Source organism: Massilia sp. R2A-15, from assembly GCF_030704305.1.
Classification (GTDB): domain Bacteria; phylum Pseudomonadota; class Gammaproteobacteria; order Burkholderiales; family Burkholderiaceae_D; genus JAFCUW01.
Map to the genome: position 1 here is coordinate 3,371,470 of NZ_CP131935.1, position 22,894 is coordinate 3,394,363.

The window sequence follows — 22,894 nt, forward strand, 5'->3', positions numbered from 1 at the left end:
CAAGATGGGGTCAGGTCCGCGGGACCAGACCCCGGCTTCGTGCCGCGGCGCCAGTTCTTCGGGGTGTGGTCCTGCGGGGCGACGGGGACGCCGGGTCCCTACTTTTTACACCAGCAGCGCGGCGCTCATCGACTGCACTTCGTCGGCCGATTCTTTCAGAATGCTGTCAAGGGTGCCCTGGTCCATCACGAAGTCGAGCGCACTCTCCTCGTGCGGCGTCGCCGTCGCCGGTGCGCGCAGCGCCAGCGGCGACGCTACCGGCGCAAGCTGGTTCGCCAGCAGCAAGGTGTCAAGCAAGGTACTCGGAGGCATGTTCAGCAGGCCGGTGCGCAGCCCCTTGATCGCGTCCATCACCGGTTCGGGGATGGCCAGCTTGCGCATCACTTCGCGGCTGACGACCTCCTCGCACAACTCGATCCAGTTTTCGGGATCGGCATCGAGCAGGCCGGGAAATTCGTCCGCGCGCGAGAGCAGGTAGAAGCCGCCGACTTCATGGACGATGGCAGCGAACAGCGCAGTGTCGGGGTTGATGAAGGTGACGCGGCGCGCCAGCACTTGCGAGAGCGCGGCGACGTGCGCCGTGTGTTCCCACAACTGCTCCGCCTTGGCGCGCAATTCCGGGTCGACGATGCGCGCGCCGAACTGGCGGACCACCAGGCTGGCGACCAGCGTCTGCAAGCTGCGGTAACCGATCCGCATGACCGCGGCGCGCACGTTGGTGACGGTCGCCTCGCCATTGCGGTTGAAGGCCGCCGAATTGGCCAGCGCCACGGTGCGCGCGGCCAGCTGCGGCTCGCCGAGCACCAGCTTGATCGCGTCCTCGATATGACAGTCGGGATCGTCCAGCGCGAGCTGCAGGCGCAAGGCCGCATTCACGCTGGTCGGGAAGATGATTTCGCCGCGCTCGGCCTGGGCGGCGATGAGTCCAAAGGTTTCGAGTCTGTTCACCCGAAAAATTATACTAGGGTCTGACCTGGCGAGGTCCATTTAAAGCCGTCGTACCTGCGAAGGCAGGTACCCATGCTGAATTTGCAAACGAGTTGAAGCGCGCTCAGTATGGGTACCTGCCTACGCAGGTACGACAACCTAATTATTACTTGACCTTGATGGCGCTCTTCACGCTGGTGACGCCTTCAACGCTCTTGGCCAGGCGCACCGCCTTGTCGGCATCGGCCTTGGTGTCGACGAAGCCGCTCAGCATGACCACGCCTTTTTCGGTCTCGACGTGGATGGCCATCGACTTCAGCTCAGGCTCTTTGAAGATGTCGGCCTTGACCTTGGTGGTGATCACCGAATCGGCGACGGCAACGCCCGATTTGCGCGCGGCGACGTCGCTCTTGACCTCTGCCTTGTCGGCGGCGACCTCGGTCCTGCCGGCGACGACAGCGGCGGCATTGCGGGTCTTGTCGGCGACGTTGGCGGCGACTTCCTTGGTCTTCTCGACGGCGGTTGCGGCAACGTCGCGCGTCTTGTCGGCGGCAACCGCTGCAGCGTTGCGGGTGTTGGCGGCAGCGTTGTCCACCGCGACGGCCGTGCGGTCAGCGACAACGGCGCCGGCCGGAGCGACCGTGGTCGTGGTCGTCGTCGTGGCAGGGGTGGTGGCGCCGATAACGGTGGTGGCGCCGGTGCGGTTGTCGATCAGGCAGCCGGTCTTCGAGCCGCCGGCGATCTGCGCGCACTTGTCGATGGCGGCAGCCTTGGTGGCGTCGCGCGAAGCGGCGGCCGTGGTGGTCACCGGGCCGGTGTCGACCGCGGCGCTGGTGGCGGCGCGGTCAGCGCGGGCGTCGGCAACGGCGGCCGTATGGACCGACGTGGCGGTCGCCATGCAGCTGTCCTTGTCGGCGCCGGTCATGTCGGCGCACTTGGCCTTGGCCAGCGAGAAGTCGGCATCGGCCAGCGCAATGCGCGCCTTGGCGCGACCGGCGGTGGTGTTGTTGTACTGGGCGATGGCGTCGGCTTCGGCGTGCGCGCGCACGACCTTCGCCTCTTCCATGCAGATCGACTTGGCGCTGCCACTCATGCCTGTGCACTTGGCCGCGGCCATCTTGTAGTCGGCGGCGGCCTTCTGGGTCACGTTACGGTAGGTGGCAGGGTCGTGATTGAGGTTGGCGGTCGGTGCTGCGGCGAAGCTCGAGCTGACGGCGGTGGCGAGCAAAGTGGCGATGAGCGTGGTCTTCATGGTGAGGTCCCTTGGGGTGATTGTTGTAAGTAGCCATATTTAACGCTGTAACAACAAACCCAATCTGTGCGTCACCGTACACTTATCGAAGAAACCACATTATCACCACCAATCCATTCCTCCGAGGAAATATCAATCCGCGCGCAGCAACCCTTCGCGCCAGAGCGGAACGGCGCCGTCGAAGGGCGTTTCGCCCTGCGCGAGGGCGGCCGGATCGCGCGCCAGCTGCACCCACGCCAGGGTGTCGTGGGCGCTGCGGGCCACGGGGGTGCCGGCACTGCGCACGGCTTTGATCCAGTCGAACACGGCGCCATAGCCGGCGGGGTGGCTGCGCGATATCCAGGCCAGCGCCACCAGGTCGGCGAAGCCTTCTTCGCGCCGGCTCTCGCGCTGCGCCTTCGCTTCGGCCAGCAGGCCCGCGTCATCGGCGCGCTCTTCCCCGGTTTCCACGAAGCCGGCCGGCAGCGCATGCCAGACGCCCTGCACGTAGCGCCAGCAGTGGCCGATTTCGTGTGCGGCCATCGCCTCGATCAGCACGCCGCGCTGCGATTCCGGCACCTTTTCCAGGATCGTTTCGGCGTCCGGATTGCCACGCATCGACAGCACCAGCTTGCAGCGCTTGCCTTCGAAGCCCATCGCCATCGGCACGTCGCCCGCGCCGGCCTTGGGCTGGACGATGATGTCGATGGGAAGATTGACGCGTTGCGAATATGCCAGCACGGGGCCGGCCGCGGCGAGCCAGCGCGTCTCGGCGGCGGTGAGAGTCGCCTCGGCGAGCGCCGGGGCGGAGGTGAACATGAGGCACAGCGACGACAACAGAATTTGCTTGAGCATGGAGTGGTTCCTCCCTAAGTCCATAAAATGCCTATCGGCACTTATTTAGGGGACTGAACCACTTTTGCGGATTTGTTTTTCTGTGTGAAGAGAAATGCAACTGAGCGGAGTGCAAAGGGTCTGACCGCGCGGGGTCAGACCCAGGTTTGCTACTTCGCCGGCTTCGCCAGCAGCGCGTCGGCGGTCGTGAACGCCGGCCGGATATCGTTCGGCACCGACTGCTTCATCTTGTCGAGCGCCTTCTGCACGTCCGGACGAATCACCACGTACTTCGTCATCAGCGCCTTGGCGCGGGCGTAGTCGCCGGTCGCCTCGATGGTGAGGAACTCGCGGTCCAGGTCCATCACCGCCTGCTTGATCTTCTTGAAATCGACCGAGAAGGTGCCGTCGCCATGCGACACGAAGCCGCCCTTGTCGAGGATGTAGTTCATCTGGATCGCCATGCCGCGCGCATGCGAGTCGGTCAGGCCGAAGTGCAGCGTGCGAAAGCCCGACGCGAGGAAGGTGTTGTACAGCTTGCGCTCGGCCGCCTCGCCCTGTCCCAGCGCGTCCTTCAGCTGGCCCTTCTCCATCATGTACTGCAGCGCCCACAGGCCGGTCACGTCAGCCTTCGCCTCCTCGATGGTCGAATAGGTATCCTTCAGGTCCTGGCGCGGCGTGGACGCCTTGCCGCCGGTCTTGGTCATGTGCGGTCCCAGCCCGTGCGTGATTTCATGGGCCAGGATGTGCGTGAAGAAGGAGTCGAAATCGAGGTCCTTCTGCGCTTCCGGACGCAGCACGAGTTTCGCGATCGGCTGCAAGGTCGACTTGAATTTCGCCTGCTGCACGTTCTTGAGCATCACGCGCTTCGAGCCGCGCTGGCTGATGATGCGCTCGTCGTTGGGCAGGTTGTAGGCCGCGGTCTGGATGCCCATGTTGCCGTCGCCGGCGCCGTACACCTGGTTCACCACCACCATCGGCGCCAGCGCCCCGACCTTCGGATTGCGGTACTGCTTGTCGAGCGGCAGATTGTCTTCCAGCTCCTGCATATGCTTGCCGAAGAAGTCCAGCTTCTGGGTCTCCTTCTGGTCGCGCACATTCACGTAGGCCTCGAACGCCGCCTTGTAGCCGAACAGCTCGTCGTTGTAGGTCTCGTAAGGCCCGATCGTCACATCGACCGGCGAATCGAGGTCCATCCACGCGAAGTCGGAGGCCAGGTAGTCGTTCGACAGGAAGGCGTCGGCGCGCAGGTTCAGGAATTTCTTGAGCGAGGCGTTGTCGGTCGATGCCGCCGCGTCTTTCAGCAGCTTGGACAGCTTCTCCAGTTCCGGTTTGTACTCGTCGGAATACTTCACCGTCTTGTACTTGCCGTCGTCGCCCTTGCGGATCACCGTGTAGAACCACTGCGCCTGCTCCTTGTCTTTCGCGGGCAGCGCGTTCATCCAGGCTTCGAGCGACTCCTTGGTGGCGCCGGCCGGATAGAAATTCGCGCCATCAGGCTTCTTGGCGGGGATCTGGATGCCGGCGTAGTCGGCCGGCATGAACGACAGGTTCTCGTCGATGATCGACCACGGGCCCTTGTTGACCCAGAAATAGCGCTGGCGCGCCTTGCCCAGCGCGGAGTGGTCCTTGTTCAGCGCGGCCCACAGCGCCTCGTTGCCGGCCCAGCGCTGGCGCAGCTGCAGCGTGTCGACGATCTTGGCGGCTTCGACCAGCTTGGCGATGGCGGCCTTGTCGCCGGCGGAGAGCTTGGAAGTATCGGCGGTCAGGTCGACCGGCGCGAAGCGCTTCGCCATTGCGTCGAGCTGCGCGGCGGTGGCGACGGTTGGAGCGGTGGCTGGCTTGGAGGAATCGGCCGCGCCGGCAGCGCCGGCGGCGACCATCAGGATGACAGGAGCGAGGATATTCTTCATGGGTCCCTTGGATGTTTGGATAACAACGAACGCATTGTAATCCTACCCGGGCCCAAAAAACCGCCAGCTCAAAGTCCGCTGGCTCAAAGACCGTAAGCTCAAAGACCGCTGGCTCAAAGAGCGTTGGCTCAAAGACCGTTAGCTCAAAGACCGTTAGCTCAAAGACCGCTGGCTTAAAGAGCGTTAGCTCAAAGACCGATAGCTCAAAGGCCGTTAGCTCAAAGAGCGTTAGCTCAAAGACCGTTAGCTCAAAGACCGTTAGCTCAAAGACCGTTAGCTCAAAGTCCGTCGTACCTGCGAAGGCAGGTACCCATACTGAGCGAGCGTTGATGGTGGAACCCGATTCAGCATGGGTACCTGCCTGCGCAGGTACGACAGGCGGGTTACTTGGCGGCCGGCGCCTGCGCAATCGTCGCCAGCGGCGCACCCTGCGTCCATCCCGCGCCGAGCGAACGCGCCACCGCCACGGCGGCCAGCAGACGCTGCGTGCGGATCTGCACCGCCGCACGGTCCGCAGCCAGCGAACTGCGCTGCGCGTCCGTCACATCCAGAAAGTTCGACACGCCTCGGTCGTAGCGCGCCTGCGCAACCACGTACGCGCGCGCCGCCGCCTGGCGCGCCTGCGCCTGCGCGTCGCCCTGCATCTGGCGTTCCTGCACATCCGACAGCGCATCCTCGACTTCACGCAGCGCCGTCAGCAGACGCGTTTCGTGGTTCGCCACCGCTTCTTCGTAGCGCGCCTTCGCCACCGCCAGGTTGGCCTTGTTCTTGCCGCCGTCGAAAATCGGCAGCGAGAGCGCCAGCGGACCCACCGAGAACTGGCGCGCGCTGCCGTCAGCCAGGTTGCGCAGGCTCTCGGACGCATAGCCAAAGTTCCCGGTCAGGCTGAGCGACGGATAGAACGCGCCTTCGGCCACGCCGACTTGCGCGTTGGCCGCGCGCAGCTGTGCCACGCTGGCCGCCAGGTCGGGACGCTGCGCCAGCAGGCTGGCCGGCAGGCCGACCGGAATGGCCGGCGGCTGCGGCAGCTCCGCGTTGCCCAGCGACGCGATCAGCGGCGCCGACGGCGACACGCCCGCCAGCGTCGCCAGGCTGTGTTCGAGCAGGTTGCGCTGGCGTTGGACTTCATGCAGGTCGGCTTCGGCGTTGGCCCGCTCGACGCGCGCGCGCGACAGGTCCAGCTCATTCGACAGCCCGCCGTTGAAGCGCGCCTCGACCAGCTGCTCGGACTCGCGCCGGGTGTCCAGCGCACTCTTGAGGATCGCCATTTCTGCGTCCAGGCCGCGCAGCTGCCAGTAGTTGGTGGCGACCTGCGCGGACAGCAGCAGGATCACGCCGTCGCGGTCGTCCTGGGCGGCCAGCGCCTGCGCATCGGCCGCTTCGACCACGCGCCGCACGCGGCCCCACAGATCGAGCTCGTACGATAACGAAGCGCCGATCGCGTAGTTATTGCCCTTGATCGAACGGTGGCCGAGCGCCAATCCCTGCGACGTTTCGGCCGAGCTGCGCGAATTGGATACCTGCGCGCCGACGCTGACGGTCGGCGCCTGGGCCGCGCGGAACACGCCGAGCTGCGCCTGGGCCTGCAGCAGGCGCTGTGCGCTCGCCTTCACGCCCGGGTTGTCGCGCACCGCGCGCTGTTCGAGCGCGTTCAGGGCCGGATCGTTGAACACGGTCCACCACTCCGCCGGCAGGCGCGCGCTGTCGATCTGCGCGGCATCGGCGTGGCGCCAGGCTGCTCCCTGGGGTGTGGCCGGCGCCGAGAAATTCGAGCCGACGGTGGCACAGCCGCTCATTGCGGCGGCAAACGACAGCGCCAGCGCGCTGCGGACAAACAGTGTGGTCATAGCGATTCTCATCTTCTTGTTTAGTGGGCGCCGGCGCCGCTTGCGCCCGATGGCGACTTGACCTTGTTGGCGAACCAGAGCACGACGATGCAGGCGAGCAGCACGCAGCCCATGATCACGAAGCCGTCGTTGTAGGCCATGATGAAGGACTCGCGCCGCACGATGCGGTCGAGCGCGGCGAGCGCCTGGTTGCCGGCGGTGACCGGGTCGATGCCGTTCGAGACGAACGCCTGCGTCATCTGCTCGATGCGCTGCTGCGTCGCCGCGGCGTAGCTGGAAATCGATTCGCCCAGCCGCGCCGAGTGGAAGTGCTCGCGATTGGTCAGCGCGGTGGACAACAGCGCGATGCCGACCGAGCCGCCGAGGTTGCGCGTCATGTTGAACAGGCTCGAGGCCGACGACATGTTCTGCGGCGAGACGCCCTGCATCGCGAAGTTCGACAGTGTGAGCATGATGAACGGCTGGCCGAGCGCGCGGATCACCTGGGACCACAACAGCTGATCGTAGCCGGTGGTGTAGTCCAGATTGGCGTTCATCAGACACGAGGCGCCGAACATCGCCAGCCCGATCGAGCACAGGATGCGGTTGTCGACTTTTGAGGACAGCGCGGCGGCGACCGGCATCACGAACAGCTGCGGCAGGCCGGCCCACATGATCACTTCGCCGATCTGCATCGGCGTGTAGCCCGCGATCTGGCCAAGGTACAGCGGCAGCAGGAACGAGGCGCCGTACAGGCCCATGCCGACGCAGGCCGACAGCGCGGTGGCGACCAGGAAGTTGCGCTCGCCGTACAGGCGCAGGTTCACGAACGGGTCGGCGCGCGTCAGGCTGGTGGCGACCCAGCCGACGATGCCGAACAGCGCCAGGCCGGCGAAGGTGATGATGAAATTCGAATCGAACCAGTCCTTCGAGTTGCCCTCTTCCAGGAAGATGGTCAGGCTGCCGAGGCCGATGGCCATGAGCGCGATGCCGACCCAGTCGGCCTTGGCCAGCATCTCGAGATGGACCTTCTCCTTGTCCAGCCCCCACCAGATGCCGAAGATCAGCAGCAGGCCGGGCGCCCAGTTGATGTAGAAGATCGACGGCCAGCCATACAACTCGGACAGGTAGCCGCCCAGGGTCGGGCCCATGGTCGGCGCCAGCGTCGCGGTCAGGCCGAAGACCGCCATGCCGATCGCGCGCTTCGATGGCGGCAGCTTGGCCATCACCAGCGTCATCGCCATCGGGATCAGCGCGCCGCCGGTGAAGCCCTGCATCATGCGGAACACGATCATCGACGACAGGCTCCAGGCGCCGCCGCACAGGGTCGAGAACAGCAGGAACAGCGCGGTCGTTCCCATCATGTAGCCGCGCATGCCGAACACGCGCACCAGCAGCGCGGTCAGCGGAATGACGACGATTTCGGCGCACAGGTAGGCGGTGGAGATCCACGAGCCCTCTTCCTGGGTGGCCGACAGCGTGCCGAGGATGTCCTTCAGCGACGAGTTGGTGATCTGGATATCGAGGACGGCCATGAAGGCGCCGAGCATGCCGGCGGCGACGGCGATCCAGGTGCGCAGGTCGACCTTCTGCCCCGCCGCGGCGGGCATGATGGCGCCGCGCGGCGCGTGAGTGGTGCTGGACATCGCGGTGGCTTAGTGCGCGGTCTGATTGAGCTTGATTTCAGCCAGCGCCGACATGCCCGGCACCAGGCGTCCGCCCAGCTGCTTGACGTCTTCCGGACGCAGCGTAATCTTGACCGGCACACGCTGGACGATCTTGGTGAAGTTGCCGGTGGCGTTATCGGCCGGCAGCAGCGCGAACTGGTTGCCCGAGGCCGGCGAGAAGCTGTCCACCTTGCCCACCAGCGGATGGTCGGGCATCGCGTCCACGACGACGTGCACGGCCTGCCCCGGCACGATGCCGGCCAGCTGGGTTTCCTTGAAGTTGGCGTTGACCCAGACCTCGTCCTGCACGATAGCGGCAAGCTGCTGGCCCGGCTGGACGCGCGCGCCCACTTCCACGCTGCGCTTGCCGATGCGGCCCGCGACCTGCGCGACGATCTTGTTGTAGCCAAGCTGCTGCTGGGCGTCCTTCAACTGGGTGCGCAGCACCTTGACCTGCGCCTTGAGCACGTCGCGCGCCGAACCGGCGGCGCTGATCTGCGCTTGCGCGGCGAGCGCGTTGTCGCGGCGGGCAGCAACATCGGCGGTGGCGCCGGCGCGCGCGGCGTTGGCCGCGTCCAGCTCCGCCTTCGACACGGCTTTCATCTGGGTGTTGTACAACTGGCCGTAGCGCTCGGCGTCCTGCTTGCTGCGCACCAGCGCGGCCTGGGCCTGCGCCACCTGGGCCTGCGCGGCGGCAGCTTGCGCCTTCACTTGCGCGACGGTGGCGTCGGACTGCAACACCTGCTGTTCGGCGCTGGCGATCTGCGCCTGGATCTGCTCGACTTTCACGTGCTGGTCGGCCGGATCGAGTTCGGCGATCACGTCGCCGGCCTTGACGTTCTGGTTATCCTCGACCAGCACCCGGGTGACCACGCCGGCGATGCGCGCCGATACCGGCGTCACGTGTCCGGCCACATAAGCGTTCTCGGTCTCGACGTAGTAATGGCTGCGGTACCACATGCGCCCGCCCACGCCGAGCGCGATCAGCGCGATCACTGCGACGATGCCGATCACGCGCTTGTTCGGCGGCGTGGCGGCGGGCGCGGAGGCCGCGGCGTCGACGGCGGTGAGCGGCTTGTGATCGACCTTGTTGGGCGTGGCGGACATGGAACAACTCCAGAAAAGAGGATTGGGTAGTAGCGCATTATTGGACAGATACCGGGCGAAGTCAAGAAATGAAACGATTGCATTTCATTTTATTTTGGCTTAGAGTGAGCGCATGTCTACCGAATCGACCATCACCGCCGCCAGCAAGTGCGCCGGCCGCCCGCGCAGCAGCGACCGCGAGGCGCGCATGCAGGATCTCATCCACACGGCCGGCGCCCTGTTCCTGAAACACGGCTATCGTAATGTCAGTTTGGAAATGCTGGCGCGCGAAGCGCACGTCGCGGTGCGCACCATCTACGTGAAGTTCGGCGGCAAGGCCGGGCTGCTCAATGCCGTGCTGGTGGCCAACCGCGAGCGCTTCTTCAATACCCACGACCTCGATGAAGACCAGCGGCCGTTCAAGGAGATCGTGCATGACTTCGCGGTGCACTTCTTCGACCTGATCTCGATGCCGGAAGCGGTCAGCATGCAGCGCATGGTGGTAGCCGACGCGCCGGGCAACGTCGAACTGGCGCAGACCTTTTTCGAAGCGGGGCCGAAGCAGACGCGCGACATGCTGGTGCGATTTTTCTCGCGTCCCGATATCCGCGTGCAGCTGCGCGACGATCTGGACGTCGGCATGCTGGCGGTGCACCTGCTCAGCTGCATCGAGGGCGACCGGTTCAGCCGCTGGCTGTTCGAGCCAGTGAAGGTGCCGCGCGCGCAGGTGATGCGCGAGCTGGAGCAGCGCCTGGAGCTGTTCTACCGCGGCGTGCTTAAATAGTATTGGCCTGTCGCTCCTGCGGAGGCAGGAGCCTATGCCGAGTCCGAGCCGAGTCGGTATAGGTTCCTGCCTCCGCAGGAACGACAGCCCTAAAATGAAAATGGGGTCAGGTTCGCAGAACCTGACCCCAAGTTGCAGCCGGGGTCTGGTCCTGCGGACCTGACCCCATCTTCGCTTTATCGCTTGCGCACCGGCGGCAAGTCCGTGCACACGCCTTCGTACACTTCCGCCGCCATGCCGATCGATTCGCCCAGCGTCGGGTGCGGGTGGATCGTCTTGCCGATATCGACGCCGTCGGCGCCCATCTCGATCGCCAGCGCGATCTCGCCGATCATGTCGCCCGCATGCGTGCCGACGATGCCACCGCCGACGATGCGATGCGTCTCTGCGTCGAACAGCAGCTTGGTGAAGCCTTCGTCGCGGCCATTGGCCACCGCACGTCCGCTCGCAGCCCACGGGAAGTGGCCCTTCTCCAGCTTGATGCCCTTCGCTTTCGCTTCGTCTTCGGTAATGCCGACCCATGCCACTTCCGGATCGGTGTAGGCCACCGACGGGATCACCTTCACGTCAAAGAAGGCCTTCTCGCCGTGCGCCGCTTCCGCCGCGACGTGCGCTTCATGCACCGCCTTGTGCGCCAACATCGGCTGGCCCACCAGGTCGCCGATGGCGAAGATGTGCGGCACGTTGGTGCGCATCTGGCGATCGACCGGGATGAAGCCGCGGTCGGTCACCGTCACGCCGGCCTTGTCGGCCGCGATCTTGCCGCCGTTCGGGCTGCGGCCGACGGCCACCAGCACCATGTCGTAGATCTGCGGTTCCGGCGCGGCAGCGCCCTCTTCCGCCGCGGCGAAGGTGACCTTGATCCCTTCGGGCAGCGCTTCCACGCCGACCGTCTTGGTCTTGGTCATGATCTTGTCGAAGCGCTTCTCGTTGAACTTCTGCCAGACCTTGACCATGTCGCGGTCCGCGCCCTGCATCAGGCCGTCCATCATCTCGATCACGTCGATGCGCGCGCCCAGCGTGGAGTACACGTGCGCCATTTCCAGGCCGATGATGCCGCCGCCGATGACCAGCATCTTCTTCGGCACCGCGCGCAGCTCCAGCGCGCCGGTCGAATCGACGATGCGCGGATCTTCCGGGACGAACGGCAGCTTCACCACCGACGAACCGGCGGCGATGATCGCCTTCTGGAACGCGATGACCTTCTTGCTGCCGTCGGCTGCGGTCACTTCGATGTGGTTCGGGCTGACGAACTGGCCGACGCCCTGCACTACGTTGACCTTGCGCGCCTTGGCCATGCCGGCCAGGCCGCCAGTCATCTTCTTGATGACGTTTTCCTTGTAGCCGCGCAGCTCGTCGATGTTCACTTCGGGCTTGGCGAAGGTGACGCCATGCTTGGCCATCGAAGCGGCCTCGTCGATCATCGCCGCCACGTGCAGCAGCGCTTTGGACGGGATGCAGCCGACGTTCAGGCACACGCCGCCCAGGGTCGAATAACGCTCGACCAGCACGGTGTTCATGCCCAGGTCCGCCGAACGGAACGCAGCGGAATAACCGCCGGGACCTGCGCCCAGCACCATCATCTCGCATTCCACATCAACCTTGCCGGTGTAGCTGCCTGCAGGTACAGAGGCGGCGGCAGGTGCGGCGGCAGGCGCTGCCGCCGGTGCCGGAGCAGCGGCCGGAGCGGGTGCAGCCGCGGCAGGCGCAGGCGCGGCCGCGCCGGATTCGTCCAGCATCAGCAGCAGCGAGCCTTCGCCGACCTTGTCGCCGACCTTGACCTTGAGCTCCTTGACCACGCCGGCGGCGCTGGACGGGATCTCCATGCTGGCCTTGTCCGATTCGACGGTGATCAGCGACTGGTCGACCTTGATGGTGTCGCCCGGCTTGACCATCACTTCGATCACTTCCACTTCCTTGAAGTCTCCGATGTTCGGGACTTTCACTTCAATTGTGCTCATCGTGCGCTCCAATCACAACAGGGTTTTGCGCAGGTCGGCCAGGACGTCGGCCAGGTAAGCGGTGAAGCGCGCGCCCATTGCGCCGTCGATCACGCGGTGATCGTACGACAGCGACAGCGGCAGCATCAGGCGCGGCTGGAATGCCGAGCCGTCCCACACCGGTTCCATCGCGGTCTTCGACAGGCCGAGGATGGCCACTTCCGGCGCGTTGATGATCGGCGTGAAGTAAGTGCCGCCAATGCCGCCCAGCGACGAGATGGTGAAGCTCGCGCCCTGCATGTCGGCCGGCTTGAGCTTGCCGTCGCGGGCTTGTGCGGACAGTTCGCCCATTTCGGTGGCGATCTGCGAGACCGTCTTCTTGTCCGCGTCCTTCAGCACCGGCACCACCAGGCCGTTCGGCGTGTCGGCCGCGAAGCCGATGTTGTAGTACTGCTTGAGGATCAGGCTGGCGCCGTCTTCCGACAGCGACGAGTTAAACGCCGGGAATTTCTTCAGTGCCGACACGCTGGCCTTGATGACGAATGCCAGCATGGTCAGCTTGACGGTCGACTTGGCCTTGGCCAGCGCGGCGTTCGAATCGACGCGGAACTGTTCGAGGTCGGTGACGTCGGACTTGTCGTACTGCGTCACGTGCGGGATCATCACCCAGTTGCGGTGCAGGTTCGGACCGCTGATCTTCTTGATGCGCGACAGCGGCTGCAGTTCGGTCGGGCCGAACTTGCTGAAGTCGAGCGAAGGCCATGGCAGCAGGTCGAGGCCCACGCCGGTGCCGCCGCCGGCAGGCTTGGCGGTCGGCGCGGCCGATTCGGCCAGCACGCCCTTGACGAACTTCTGCACGTCTTCCTGCGTAATGCGGCCTTTCGGACCGCTGCCGCCGACGCGGCCCAGGTCCACGCCCAGTTCGCGGGCGAACTTGCGGATCGACGGCGAGGCGTGCGCTTTCGACGCATCGACTTGGGCGGCGGCCGAAGTGGCCGGCGCAGGAGCCGCGGCGGCTGGCGCGGCAGGCGCTGGCGCAGCAGCGGCAGCAGGTGCGGCGGCAGCAGGAGCAGCAGGTGCGCCCGCGGACGTCGTTTCGATCAGCAGTACGATCGATCCCTCGGCAACCTTGTCGCCGACCTTGACCTTCAATTCCTTGACCACGCCGGCGTGCGACGACGGGATCTCCATGCTGGCCTTGTCCGATTCGACCGTGATCAGCGACTGGTCGACCTTGACGGTGTCGCCGGGCTTGACCATCAGTTCGATGACTTCCACTTCCTTGAAATCGCCGATGTCCGGCACTTTCACTTCGACGATGCTGCTGGCGCCCGCGGCCGGCGCAGGTGCGGCGGCGGCCGGCGCTGGCGCTGCGGCAGGTGCGGCCGCAGGCGCCGCGGTCGGAGCGGCGGCGTCCGCCGTTTCCACCATCAGCACGAGCGAGCCTTCGGCGACCTTGTCGCCGACCTTGACCTTGACTTCCTTGACCACGCCTGCGTGGCTCGATGGAATCTCCATGCTGGCCTTGTCCGATTCAACCGTGACGAGCGACTGGTCGACCTTGATGGTGTCGCCTGGCTTGACCATCAGTTCGATCACTTCCACTTCCTTGAAGTCGCCGATATCCGGGACCTTGACTTCCACAATGCTCATGGCATGACTCCGTTCTTGTTCGATTTTATGTGCACAACCCGCAAGACCGTCACTCCTGCGTAGGCAGGAATCCATACTGAGCGTGCTTATCCAACTCAGCATGGGTTCCTGCCTTCGCAGGAACGACGGCTAATCTGTTTTGCTTACTGCGTTACCGGATTCGGCTTGTTCGGATCGATGCCGTACTTGGCCACCGCTTCGGCAACCACCGACTTGTCGATCGTGCCTTCGTCGGCCAGCGCCTTCAATGCGGCGATGGTGACGTAGTAGCGGTTCACTTCGAAGAACTCGCGCAGCTTGACGCGCGAATCGGAGCGGCCGAAACCGTCGGTGCCCAGCGCGGTGAAGCTGCGGCCCTTCGGCACGTACGGACGGATCTGGTCGGAGAACAGGCGCACGTAGTCGGTCGTCGAGACGATCGGGCCGCTGGTGTTGGCAAGCAGCTGGGTCGCATACGGCACGCGCTGTTCGGCGGTCGGGTTGACCAGGTTCCAGCGTTCGCAGTCGGCGCCGTCGCGGGCCACCATCGTCAGCGACGGAGCGGACCAGACGTCGGCGGCAATGCCCCAGTCGTTCTGCAGAAGTTCGGCGGCGAAGATCGACTCGCGCAGGATGGTGCCGGAGCCGATCAGCTGAACGCGGATCTTCGATTCGGCAGGACCTTCCTGCAGCAGGTACATGCCCTTCAGGATGCCCTCTTCCGTGCCCTGGCGCAGGCCTGGCATCGGATAGTTCTCGTTCATCAGCGTGATGTAGTAGAACACGTCTTCCTGGTTGGTCACCATGCGGCGCAGGCCGTCGTGCACGATCACCGCGACTTCGTGGGCGAAGGTCGGGTCGTACGGCATGCAGTTAGGGATGGTCGCTGCGAAGATGTGGCTATGGCCGTCTTCGTGCTGCAGGCCTTCGCCGTTCAGCGTGGTGCGGCCAGCTGTGCCGCCCATCAGGAAGCCGCGTGCGCGCATGTCGCCCGCCGCCCACACCATGTCGCCGATGCGCTGCATGCCGAACATCGAGTAGAACGTGTAGAACGGGATCATCACGCGGTTGTTGGTCGAGTAAGAGGTCGCCGCGGCGATCCACGAGCCCATGCCGCCGGCTTCGTTGATGCCCTCCTGGAGGATCTGGCCGGCCTTGTCTTCGCGGTAGTACATCACCTGGTCCTTGTCGACCGGCTCGTACAACTGGCCCTGCTGATTGAAGATGCCGATCTGGCGGAACAGGCCTTCCATGCCGAAGGTACGCGATTCGTCCACCAGGATCGGGACGATGCGCTGGCCCAGGCTCTGGTCGCGCAACAGGGTCGAGATGATGCGCACGAAACTCTGCGTGGTCGAAATTTCGCGGCCTTCCGCGGTCGCATCCAATACGTTGTGGAAGGCGCTCAGTTCAGGCACGACCAGCTGCTCGTCCGCTTTCGGGCGGCGCTGCGGCAGGTAGCCGCCCAGCGCTTTGCGGCGCTCGTGCAGGTACTTCATTTCCGGCGCGTCGTCGGACGGCTTGAAGAACGGGATCTCGGCCAGCTTGTCGTCCGGGATCGGGATCGCGAAGCGGTCGCGCATTTCGCGGATTGCCTCGTCGTCCAGCTTCTTGGTCTGGTGCGCGGTGTTGCGCGCCTCGCCCGACTTGCCCATGCCGAAGCCCTTGACGGTCTTCACCAGCAGCACGGTCGGCGTGCCCTTGTTCTCTTGCGCGTTCTTGAACGCGGCGTAGATCTTGTGCGGATCGTGGCCGCCGCGGGTCAGGCGCCAGATGTCGTCGTCGGTCATGTTGGCGACCATCTTGAGCAGCTCGGGATCCTTGCCGAAGAAATGCTTGCGCACGTAGGCGCCGTCCTTGGCCTTGTAGTTCTGGTATTCGCCGTCGACGGTTTCCATCATCACGCGCTGCAGAATGCCGTTCTTGTCCTTGGCCAGCAGCTCGTCCCAGCCCGGGCCCCATACGACCTTGACGACGTTCCAGCCGGTGCCGCGGAAGTCCGCTTCGAGTTCCTGGATGATCTTGCCGTTGCCGCGCACCGGACCATCAAGGCGCTGCAGGTTGCAGTTCACGACCATCACCAGATTGTCGAGACGTTCGCGCACGGCCATGCCGATCGCGCCCATCGATTCCGGCTCGTCCATCTCGCCGTCGCCGCAGAATACCCACACCTTGCGGTTGCCGGTGTCGGCGATGCCGCGCGCGTGCAAGTACTTCAGGAAGCGCGCCTGGTAGATCGCCATCAGCGGGCCCAGGCCCATCGATACGGTCGGGAACTGCCAGAAGTTCGGCATCAGTTTCGGGTGCGGGTACGACGACAAGCCCTTGCCGTCGACTTCGCGGCGGAAGTTAGTCAGCTGGTCTTCGGTCAGGCGGCCTTCGAGAAAGGCGCGCGCGTAGATGCCGGGCGAGGAGTGGCCCTGGATGTACAGCAGGTCGCCGCCGTGGTCTTCGGTCGGTGCGTGCCAGAAGTGGTTGAAGCCGATGCCCAGCATGTTCGCCAGCGAGGCGAACGACGAGATGTGGCCACCGAGGTCGCCGTCGGCGCGGTTGGCCTTGACCACCATCGCCATCGCGTTCCAGCGCATCCACGAGCGCAGGCGCTCTTCGTATTCGAGGTTGCCCGGGCAGTGCGCTTCCTGGTGCGCGGGGATGGTGTTGACGTAGGCGGTGTTGCTGGAGAACGGAATGGTGGCGCCGCGGCGGCGCGCCAGGTCGACCAGGCGCTCCATCAGGTAATGGGCCCGCTCCGGACCTTCATTCTCGATAACCGCTTCGAGCGCTTCGAGCCATTCTTTGGTTTCGAGGGTGTCCGGATCGTTGGCGGCCTGGGCCGTCAACTGGTCGAGTTGAGCTGACATTGATGCGTCTCCTTGTGGTGGGGCGCCCGGCCCGATTCGCTGATCCCGGCGGACGTTTTTGCTGATTATTTACTAATACTTTGCGCGTGTGTGAGGATTTTAACAGTGATTTTCGATAATTTCAAATTACGATATTACGTTTCATATTGTGGAATTGCCTAACATTTTCATTCGGAAACGCATATTGCCGGAGGGGTCTGGTCCTGCGGACCTGACCCCATTTTCTGTCGGCGCCGCGGCCCAACATGGGGTCAGGTCGCGCAGGACCTGACCCCAACGGCAACAGCGCAATGGACGCGCCGGCTTTATAATCTCGGTTCCCCTCCGCTCTTAGCCTATCGCCATGCCCGCACAACTGATCGATGGAGTCGCCCTTTCCCAACAACTGCGCAGCGAGATCGCCGCCCGCGCCGCCGTCCTGACCGCGCGCGGCAAACAGCCGGGACTGGCCGTGATCCTGGTCGGCGAAGACCCGGCCAGCCATGTCTACGTGCGCAACAAGGTCAAGGCCTGCGCCGACGTGGGCTTTCATTCGACGCTGGAAAAATACGACGCCGACCTCACCGAGGCCGCCCTGCTCGACCGCATCGGCGCGCTAAACGCCGACCCGGCGATCCACGGCATCCTGGTGCAGATGCCGCTTCCGCGCCACATCAACCCGCACAAGGTCATCGAGGCCATCTCCACTTCCAAGGACGTCGACGGCTACTCGGTGCTGTCGGCCGGCGAGCTGATGACCGGCCTGACCGGTTTCCGTCCGTGCACGCCGTACGGCTGCATGAAGCTGATCGAATCGACCGGCTTCGACCTGCGCGGCAAGCACGCCGTCGTCATCGGCCGTAGCAACACGGTCGGCAAGCCGATGGCGCTGCTGCTCTTGCAAGCGAACGCCACCGTCACCATATGCCATAGCGCGACGGCGGACCTGGGCTATCACACGCGCCAGGCCGACGTGGTGGTGGCTGCGGTGGGCCGGCGCAATACGCTGACGGCCGATATGGTCAAGCCGGGCGCCATCGTTATCGACGTCGGCATGAACCGCGACGACAACGGCAAACTGTGCGGCGATGTCGATTTCGCCGGCGTGCGCGAAGTAGCGTCCCACATCACGCCGGTGCCGGGCGGCGTCGGGCCGATGACGATCACCATGCTGCTGATGAATACCGTGGAAGCGGCCGAACGCTGATCCCGAACCCTTTACTGGAAGAGAGCTTATGAATACCGACACCACGAATCCCCTGCTCGACTTCTCCGGCCTGCCGCGCTTCGACCAGATCAAGCCCGAGCACGTCACGCCCGCGATCGAGCAGCTGATCGCCAACGCCAGCGCGGTCGTTAAGCAGCTCGAGGCGCCGAGCGAGCAGGTGACCTGGGAATCGTTCGCCATTCCGCTGGAAGACGCGACCGAGAAGCTGGGCCGCGCCTGGGGCGTGGTGAACCACCTGAACAACGTCGTCGATACGCCCGAACTGCGCGCGACCTACAACGAGAACCAGCCCAAGGTCACCGAGTTCTGGACGGCGCTGGCGCAGAACGAAGCGCTGTTCGCCAAGTACAAGGCGCTCAAGGCCAGTCCCGACTACGTGAACCTGTCGCCGGCGCGCAAGAAGATCATCGAGAACGCGCTGCGCGATTTCCGCCTCGGCGGCGCCGAGCTGCCGGCCGATAAAAAGGCGCGCTTCGCCGACATCCAGGAACAGCACGCCGCCGTGTCGACGCGCTTCTCCGAAAACGTGCTCGACGCGACCAACGACTACAAGCTGCAGGTCGAAGACGAAGCCGACCTGGCCGGCCTGCCCGACGACGTGAAGCAGGCCGCGCGCGCCGCCGCCGAAAAGGATGGCAAGGCCGGCTTCCAGTTCACGCTGCACTTCCCGTCCTACTTCCCGATCCTGCAATTTGCCGACAAGCGCAGCCTGCGCGAGACGATCTACCGCGCCAGCGCGACCAAGGCGTCGGAGATGGGCACCGTGTTCAGCGAACTGGAAAAGTGGGACAACAGCTCGAACATCGCCACCCTGCTTAAGCTGCGCGACGAGGAAGCCAAGCTGCTCGACTACCGCAATTTCGCCGAAGTGTCGCTGGTGCCGAAGATGGCGCAGAGTCCCGAGCACGTGATCGAGTTCCTCGAAGACCTGGCGCGCCGCGCGCGTCCGTACGCGGAGAAGGACCTGGCCGAATTGCGCGCCTTCGCCAAGGACAACCTGGGCATCGACCAGCTGGAAGCCTGGGACCTGGCCTATGCGTCCGAAAAACTGCGCGAGCAGCGCTACGCCTTCTCGGCGCAGGAAGTGAAGGAGTACTTCCCCGAGCCGAAAGTGGTCGATGGCCTGTTCAAGCTGGTGCAGACGCTGTTCAACGTCACCATCAAGACGGACAGCGCGCCCGTATGGCATCCGGACGTGCGCTTCTTCCGCATCGAGCGCGACGGCAAGCTGATTGGCCAGTTCTACCTCGACCTGTACGCGCGCAGCGGCAAGGGCGGCGGCGCGTGGATGGACGATGCGCGCGGCCGGCGCCTGGAAACCGGCGGCTCGCTGCAAACGCCGGTCGCCTACCTGACCTGCAATTTCACGCCGCCCGCCACCGTCGATGGCGTGCTGCAGCCGTCGCTGTTCACGCACGACGAAGTGACCACGCTGTTCCACGAATTCGGCCACGGCCTGCACCACATGCTCACGCAGGTGGACGAGATCGGCGTGTCCGGCATTTCGGGCGTCGAGTGGGACGCGGTGGAACTGCCGTCGCAGTTCATGGAAAACTTCTGCTGGGAGTGGGACGTATTGCAGAACATGACCGCGCACGCGAAGACCGGCGAGCCGCTGCCGCGCGCGCTGTACGACAAGATGCTCGCCGCGAAAAACTTCCAGTCCGGGATGCAGACGCTGCGCCAGGTCGAGTTCTCGCTGGTGGACATGCACCTGCACTACGACTACGATCCGGCCAGCGCGCAGACCGTGCAGGAACTAATCAACGACGTGCGCCAGAAGTTCTCGGTGATGATGCCGCCGGCCTTCAACCGCTTCCAGCACTCGTTTGGCCATATTTTTGCCGGCGGCTACGCTGCCGGTTACTATAGCTACAAGTGGGCGGAAGTGCTGTCCGCCGACGCCTACGCCGCTTTCGAAGAAGCGGTGGCCGCGGGCGGCGGCGACCTGTCGGCAGACACCGGCAAGCGCTTCCAGCAAGAGATTCTGGCAGTCGGCGGCTCGCGCCCCGCGCTGGAATCGTTCAAGGCCTTCCGCGGCCGCGAACCGAGCATTGACGCCTTGCTGCGCCATAGTGGAATGAGTTCCTGAGCGGAGAACGCATGAAGTTCAGTTCGACCCTGGCCGGCGTGGCGCTGCTGCTGTTTGCGGCCAGCGCCGGCGCCCAGATGTACAAGTGGAAGGACGCGAAAGGCGTCGTGCACTTCAGCGACCAGCCGCCGCCGGAGCGCGGCGTGAAGGTCGAGAAGAAAGCCGTCGATGGCGGCGCGCGTGATGTCGTCCTGCCGTATGCGCTGGCCGAGGCGGCGCGGCGCAGTCCCGTGGTGCTGTACACAACCGCCGGCTGCGCGGCGTGCGACCAGGGCCGAGCGCTGCTGAACCAGCGCGGCATCCCGTTCATCGAGAAAACCGTCACGACCAACGACGACCAGCAGAAGCTGCAGGAAGCCGGCGGCAGCGGCCAGCTGCCGTTGTTGCTGGTGGGCGGCGCCAGGCGCATCGGCTTCGAAGCGGGCGCCTGGAACGAGACGCTGACCCACGCCGCCTACCCGGCCCAGCGCCGGCTGCCGGCGGGTTACCATAATCCGGTCGCCTCACCGGCAGCGCCGCCTGCCGCAGTCGAGGAACGTGCGCCAGCGCCAGCGCTAGCGCCGGAGCCGGAACGCACCGCACCGGCGCCCAAACCGCCTGCGCCGGTTACGCCGCCAGGTTTCAAGTTTTGAGGACCCCATGACGCGGATCGATTTTCACACCAATATTCCCGACAAGCTCACGTACGCGTGCAGGCTGGCGCGCAAGGCTTATTCGGCCGGGGGCAAGCTGGTGCTGCTGGCGGAGGACGCCACCCAGGCCAGCGCGCTCAACGAAGCGCTGTGGCGCATTTCCGAGACCGACTTCCTGCCGCATGTGATGGCGGGCGATCCGCTGGCCGCGCAGACGCCGATCATCGTCACCGACAGCGACGAGGCGGAGCTGCCGCATGGCGACATGCTGGTCAACCTGACGCGGCGCGCGCCGGCCAATGTGGACCGCTTCCAGCGCGTGTTCGAGATCATCTCCACCGACGAAGACGATGCGGCGGCGGGCCGCAAGCGCTACGTCGCGTACAAGCAGCAGTCCTACCCATTGACCCACTTCGTCGCAGGAAAGTCATGAGCAATCCCACGTTCGATGCAAGCATCCCGGTGTTGACCGAAGTATTCCGTGATGAGCCGGCCAAGCCGGGGTCTGGTCCTGCGGACCTGACCCCATCTTCGGAATCCGCTGCGGCGGGGTCTGGTCCTGCGGACCTGACCCCATCTTCGGAGCCAGCTGCGATCGACGAGGAAACCGATGCGCAGTGGCAGATGCTCGAACAGCGACTGTCGGAGCGGATCATGCAGCGACTGCAGGAAGAGATCAGCGAGAGCTTGCCGCGGATCGTGGCAGAAGCCGTCGCCGAAGAAGTGGCGCAACTGAAGGCGCTCAAGAAGTAACCACCCGCCGCGGACCAACACCTGGGGTCAGGTCCCCTGGAGCGACGGGGACGCCGAGTCCCCGCCCTTGTCGGCGCCGCGTGATCAATCGAAGATGGGGTCAGGTCCGCAGGACCAGACCCCGTTTTTACTTGCATCCCCTTACAATTCCCCCGCCCTTTCGCGTCCACCCATCAGCACGCCCGCACGTTTACCCCTTTGCGAAGCAGTCAATTTGTTGTACCTTTTGCCCTACGCAAAATTCTGAACATCAACCTTTGGAGAATGTCCATGCAGTTCACCACCAAGCTGATTCCCCTTGCCATCGCCCTGGCCTTCGCCGCTAACGCCAGCGCGCAAGAGGTCGTCAAGATCGGTCACGTCGCGCCTATCTCCGGCGCCAGCGCGCACCTGGGCAAGGACAACGAGAACGGCGCCAAAATGGCGGTCGAGGAGTTGAACGCCAAGGGTTTCATGATCAACGGTAAAAAGGTCACGCTGCAGCTGCTGACCGAAGACGACGCCGCGGATCCGAAGCAGGGCACCGCCGTCGCGCAGAAACTGGTCGACGCCCACGTCAACGGCGTGATCGGCCACCTGAACTCCGGCACCACGGTGCCTGCATCGCGCATCTACAACGACGCCGGCATTCCACAGATTTCGCCATCGGCCACGACGCCGCAATACACCAAGCAAGGCTTCAAGGGCGCGTTCCGCGTCGTCGCCAACGACAACAAGCTGGGCGGCACGCTGGGCCGCTACGCCGTCGAGAAGCTGGGCGCCAAGAGCATCGCCGTCATCGACGACCGCACCGCTTACGGCCAGGGCGTGGCCGACGAATTCGTCAAGGGCGCCAAGGCCAAGATGCCTGGCGTGAAAATCGTCGGCAAGGAATTCACCAACGCCAACGCCACCGACTTCACCGCCATCCTGACCTCGATCAAGGCCAAGAAGCCGGACCTGATCTTCTTCGGCGGCATGGATTCGGTGGGCGGCCCGATGCTCAAGCAAATGAAGGCGCTGGGCATCAACGCCAAGTTCATGGGCGGCGACGGCGTCTGCACCGAAGCGCTGGCGCGCCTGGCCGGCGACGGCATCGGCGAAGGCAACGTGACGTGCGCGGAAGCCGGCGGCGTGTCGGGCGCCCAGGAAAAAGTGATGACGGACTTCGTCGCGCGCTACAAGAAGAAGTACAACACCGACGTGCAGATTTACGCACCGTACGTGTACGACGCCGTGATGGTGATGGCGACCGCGATGCAGAACGCCAAGTCGGCCGACCCGGCCAAGTATCTGCCTGAGCTGAAGAAAATCAAGTACCAGGGCGTCACCGGCACGATCCAGTTCGATCCTGTTGGCGACATCAAGGACGGCTCGCTGACCCTGTTCACCTACAAGGGCGGCAAGAAGACCAAGATGGAAGTGGTGCGCTGATTTTGGCGCTAAAGGGTCTGACCCCGCGGGGTCAGACCCAGGTGTAGAAATAAAAAAGCGCGCTGACATCAGCGCGCTTTTTCATTGAGCGGTCGT

The 22,894-nt window shown here is 64.6% G+C and carries 17 protein-coding genes; 7 read left to right on the forward strand and 10 right to left on the reverse strand.

What is annotated here, in order from left to right; genetic code table 11:
* Nucleotides 1-105: 105 nt before the first annotated feature.
* The 7 genes from Q4S45_RS15480 to Q4S45_RS15510 all read right to left on the reverse strand — a co-directional run bounded on the left by Q4S45_RS15480 (nt 106) and on the right by Q4S45_RS15510 (nt 9,505).
* Entirely contained in the window at nt 106-948 is an 843-nt protein-coding gene (locus tag Q4S45_RS15480; protein ID WP_305505724.1) for an HDOD domain-containing protein, read from the reverse strand.
* A gap of 145 nt (nt 949-1,093) precedes the next feature.
* Nucleotides 1,094-2,179, reverse strand: a complete 1,086-nt coding sequence (locus tag Q4S45_RS15485; RefSeq protein WP_305505726.1) for a BON domain-containing protein — start codon at nt 2,177-2,179, stop codon at nt 1,094-1,096.
* Between the two features lie 132 nt (nt 2,180-2,311).
* Nucleotides 2,312-3,013: a hypothetical protein gene (locus tag Q4S45_RS15490; protein WP_305505728.1), complete on the reverse strand. Its 702-nt coding sequence runs from the start codon at nt 3,011-3,013 to the stop codon at nt 2,312-2,314.
* Between the two features lie 149 nt (nt 3,014-3,162).
* Entirely contained in the window at nt 3,163-4,905 is a 1,743-nt protein-coding gene (locus Q4S45_RS15495; protein ID WP_305505730.1) for a hypothetical protein, read from the reverse strand.
* Between the two features lie 383 nt (nt 4,906-5,288).
* On the reverse strand, nt 5,289-6,752 hold the full coding sequence (locus tag Q4S45_RS15500; RefSeq protein WP_305505732.1) for an efflux transporter outer membrane subunit: 1,464 nt from the start codon (nt 6,750-6,752) through the stop codon (nt 5,289-5,291).
* A 20-nt stretch (nt 6,753-6,772) separates the two neighbouring features.
* Nucleotides 6,773-8,377 carry a DHA2 family efflux MFS transporter permease subunit gene (locus tag Q4S45_RS15505; RefSeq protein ID WP_305505734.1) on the reverse strand — a complete coding sequence of 535 codons (1,605 nt, stop codon included), beginning with the start codon at nt 8,375-8,377 and terminating at the stop codon, nt 6,773-6,775.
* 9 nt (nt 8,378-8,386) lie between these two features.
* A complete protein-coding gene (locus Q4S45_RS15510; RefSeq protein WP_305505736.1) occupies nt 8,387-9,505 on the reverse strand; it encodes an HlyD family secretion protein in 1,119 nt (372 codons plus the stop codon).
* A 112-nt stretch (nt 9,506-9,617) separates the two neighbouring features.
* Here Q4S45_RS15510 and Q4S45_RS15515 point away from each other — a divergent pair, with 112 nt between their 5' ends.
* Complete coding sequence (locus tag Q4S45_RS15515) at nt 9,618-10,268, forward strand: TetR/AcrR family transcriptional regulator (protein ID WP_305505743.1); 651 nt, start codon at nt 9,618-9,620, stop codon at nt 10,266-10,268.
* Nucleotides 10,269-10,444: 176 nt separating this feature from the next.
* Here Q4S45_RS15515 and lpdA read toward each other — a convergent pair whose 3' ends face one another.
* The 3 genes from lpdA to aceE all read right to left on the reverse strand — a co-directional run bounded on the left by lpdA (nt 10,445) and on the right by aceE (nt 16,701).
* Complete coding sequence (gene lpdA, locus Q4S45_RS15520) at nt 10,445-12,229, reverse strand: dihydrolipoyl dehydrogenase (RefSeq protein WP_305505745.1); 1,785 nt, start codon at nt 12,227-12,229, stop codon at nt 10,445-10,447.
* 12 nt (nt 12,230-12,241) lie between these two features.
* Entirely contained in the window at nt 12,242-13,861 is a 1,620-nt protein-coding gene (gene aceF / locus Q4S45_RS15525; protein WP_305505746.1) for a dihydrolipoyllysine-residue acetyltransferase, read from the reverse strand.
* A gap of 143 nt (nt 13,862-14,004) precedes the next feature.
* Nucleotides 14,005-16,701, reverse strand: coding sequence for a pyruvate dehydrogenase (acetyl-transferring), homodimeric type (gene aceE, locus Q4S45_RS15530; RefSeq protein ID WP_305505748.1), 2,697 nt, complete (start codon nt 16,699-16,701; stop codon nt 14,005-14,007).
* Between the two features lie 343 nt (nt 16,702-17,044).
* Here aceE and folD point away from each other — a divergent pair, with 343 nt between their 5' ends.
* The 6 genes from folD to Q4S45_RS15560 all read left to right on the forward strand — a co-directional run bounded on the left by folD (nt 17,045) and on the right by Q4S45_RS15560 (nt 22,798).
* Entirely contained in the window at nt 17,045-17,887 is an 843-nt protein-coding gene (folD, locus tag Q4S45_RS15535; RefSeq protein ID WP_305505750.1) for a bifunctional methylenetetrahydrofolate dehydrogenase/methenyltetrahydrofolate cyclohydrolase FolD, read from the forward strand.
* 28 nt (nt 17,888-17,915) lie between these two features.
* Nucleotides 17,916-20,000: a M3 family metallopeptidase gene (locus tag Q4S45_RS15540; protein WP_305505752.1), complete on the forward strand. Its 2,085-nt coding sequence runs from the start codon at nt 17,916-17,918 to the stop codon at nt 19,998-20,000.
* 11 nt (nt 20,001-20,011) lie between these two features.
* Nucleotides 20,012-20,632, forward strand: a complete 621-nt coding sequence (locus Q4S45_RS15545; protein WP_305505754.1) for a glutaredoxin family protein — start codon at nt 20,012-20,014, stop codon at nt 20,630-20,632.
* A gap of 7 nt (nt 20,633-20,639) precedes the next feature.
* Nucleotides 20,640-21,065 (forward strand): DNA polymerase III subunit chi, encoded by a 426-nt coding sequence (locus tag Q4S45_RS15550; RefSeq protein ID WP_305505756.1) that lies wholly within the window; start codon nt 20,640-20,642, stop codon nt 21,063-21,065.
* Complete coding sequence (locus tag Q4S45_RS15555) at nt 21,062-21,385, forward strand: hypothetical protein (RefSeq protein ID WP_305505757.1); 324 nt, start codon at nt 21,062-21,064, stop codon at nt 21,383-21,385. The genes Q4S45_RS15550 and Q4S45_RS15555 overlap by 4 nt, the downstream gene beginning before the upstream one ends.
* Nucleotides 21,386-21,655: 270 nt before the next feature.
* On the forward strand, nt 21,656-22,798 hold the full coding sequence (locus Q4S45_RS15560; protein WP_305505758.1) for a branched-chain amino acid ABC transporter substrate-binding protein: 1,143 nt from the start codon (nt 21,656-21,658) through the stop codon (nt 22,796-22,798).
* The last annotated feature ends 96 nt before the right edge of the window (nt 22,799-22,894 follow it).

Bases quoted from the DNA above. Each gene is read 5' to 3' on its own strand.
- Q4S45_RS15485 (WP_305505726.1), bottom strand. From the start codon at position 2,179: ATGAAGACCACGCTCATCGCCACTTTGCTCGCCACCGCCGTCAGCTCG.
- Q4S45_RS15490 (WP_305505728.1), bottom strand. From the start codon at position 3,013: ATGCTCAAGCAAATTCTGTTGTCGTCGCTGTGCCTCATGTTCACCTCC.
- Q4S45_RS15495 (WP_305505730.1), bottom strand. From the start codon at position 4,905: ATGAAGAATATCCTCGCTCCTGTCATCCTGATGGTCGCCGCCGGCGCT.
- Q4S45_RS15500 (WP_305505732.1), bottom strand. From the start codon at position 6,752: ATGACCACACTGTTTGTCCGCAGCGCGCTGGCGCTGTCGTTTGCCGCC.
- Q4S45_RS15505 (WP_305505734.1), bottom strand. From the start codon at position 8,377: ATGTCCAGCACCACTCACGCGCCGCGCGGCGCCATCATGCCCGCCGCG.
- Q4S45_RS15510 (WP_305505736.1), bottom strand. From the start codon at position 9,505: ATGTCCGCCACGCCCAACAAGGTCGATCACAAGCCGCTCACCGCCGTC.
- Q4S45_RS15515 (WP_305505743.1), top strand. From the start codon at position 9,618: ATGTCTACCGAATCGACCATCACCGCCGCCAGCAAGTGCGCCGGCCGC.
- lpdA (WP_305505745.1), bottom strand. From the start codon at position 12,229: ATGAGCACAATTGAAGTGAAAGTCCCGAACATCGGAGACTTCAAGGAA.
- aceF (WP_305505746.1), bottom strand. From the start codon at position 13,861: ATGAGCATTGTGGAAGTCAAGGTCCCGGATATCGGCGACTTCAAGGAA.
- aceE (WP_305505748.1), bottom strand. From the start codon at position 16,701: ATGTCAGCTCAACTCGACCAGTTGACGGCCCAGGCCGCCAACGATCCG.
- folD (WP_305505750.1), top strand. From the start codon at position 17,045: ATGCCCGCACAACTGATCGATGGAGTCGCCCTTTCCCAACAACTGCGC.
- Q4S45_RS15540 (WP_305505752.1), top strand. From the start codon at position 17,916: ATGAATACCGACACCACGAATCCCCTGCTCGACTTCTCCGGCCTGCCG.
- Q4S45_RS15545 (WP_305505754.1), top strand. From the start codon at position 20,012: ATGAAGTTCAGTTCGACCCTGGCCGGCGTGGCGCTGCTGCTGTTTGCG.
- Q4S45_RS15550 (WP_305505756.1), top strand. From the start codon at position 20,640: ATGACGCGGATCGATTTTCACACCAATATTCCCGACAAGCTCACGTAC.
- Q4S45_RS15555 (WP_305505757.1), top strand. From the start codon at position 21,062: ATGAGCAATCCCACGTTCGATGCAAGCATCCCGGTGTTGACCGAAGTA.
- Q4S45_RS15560 (WP_305505758.1), top strand. From the start codon at position 21,656: ATGCAGTTCACCACCAAGCTGATTCCCCTTGCCATCGCCCTGGCCTTC.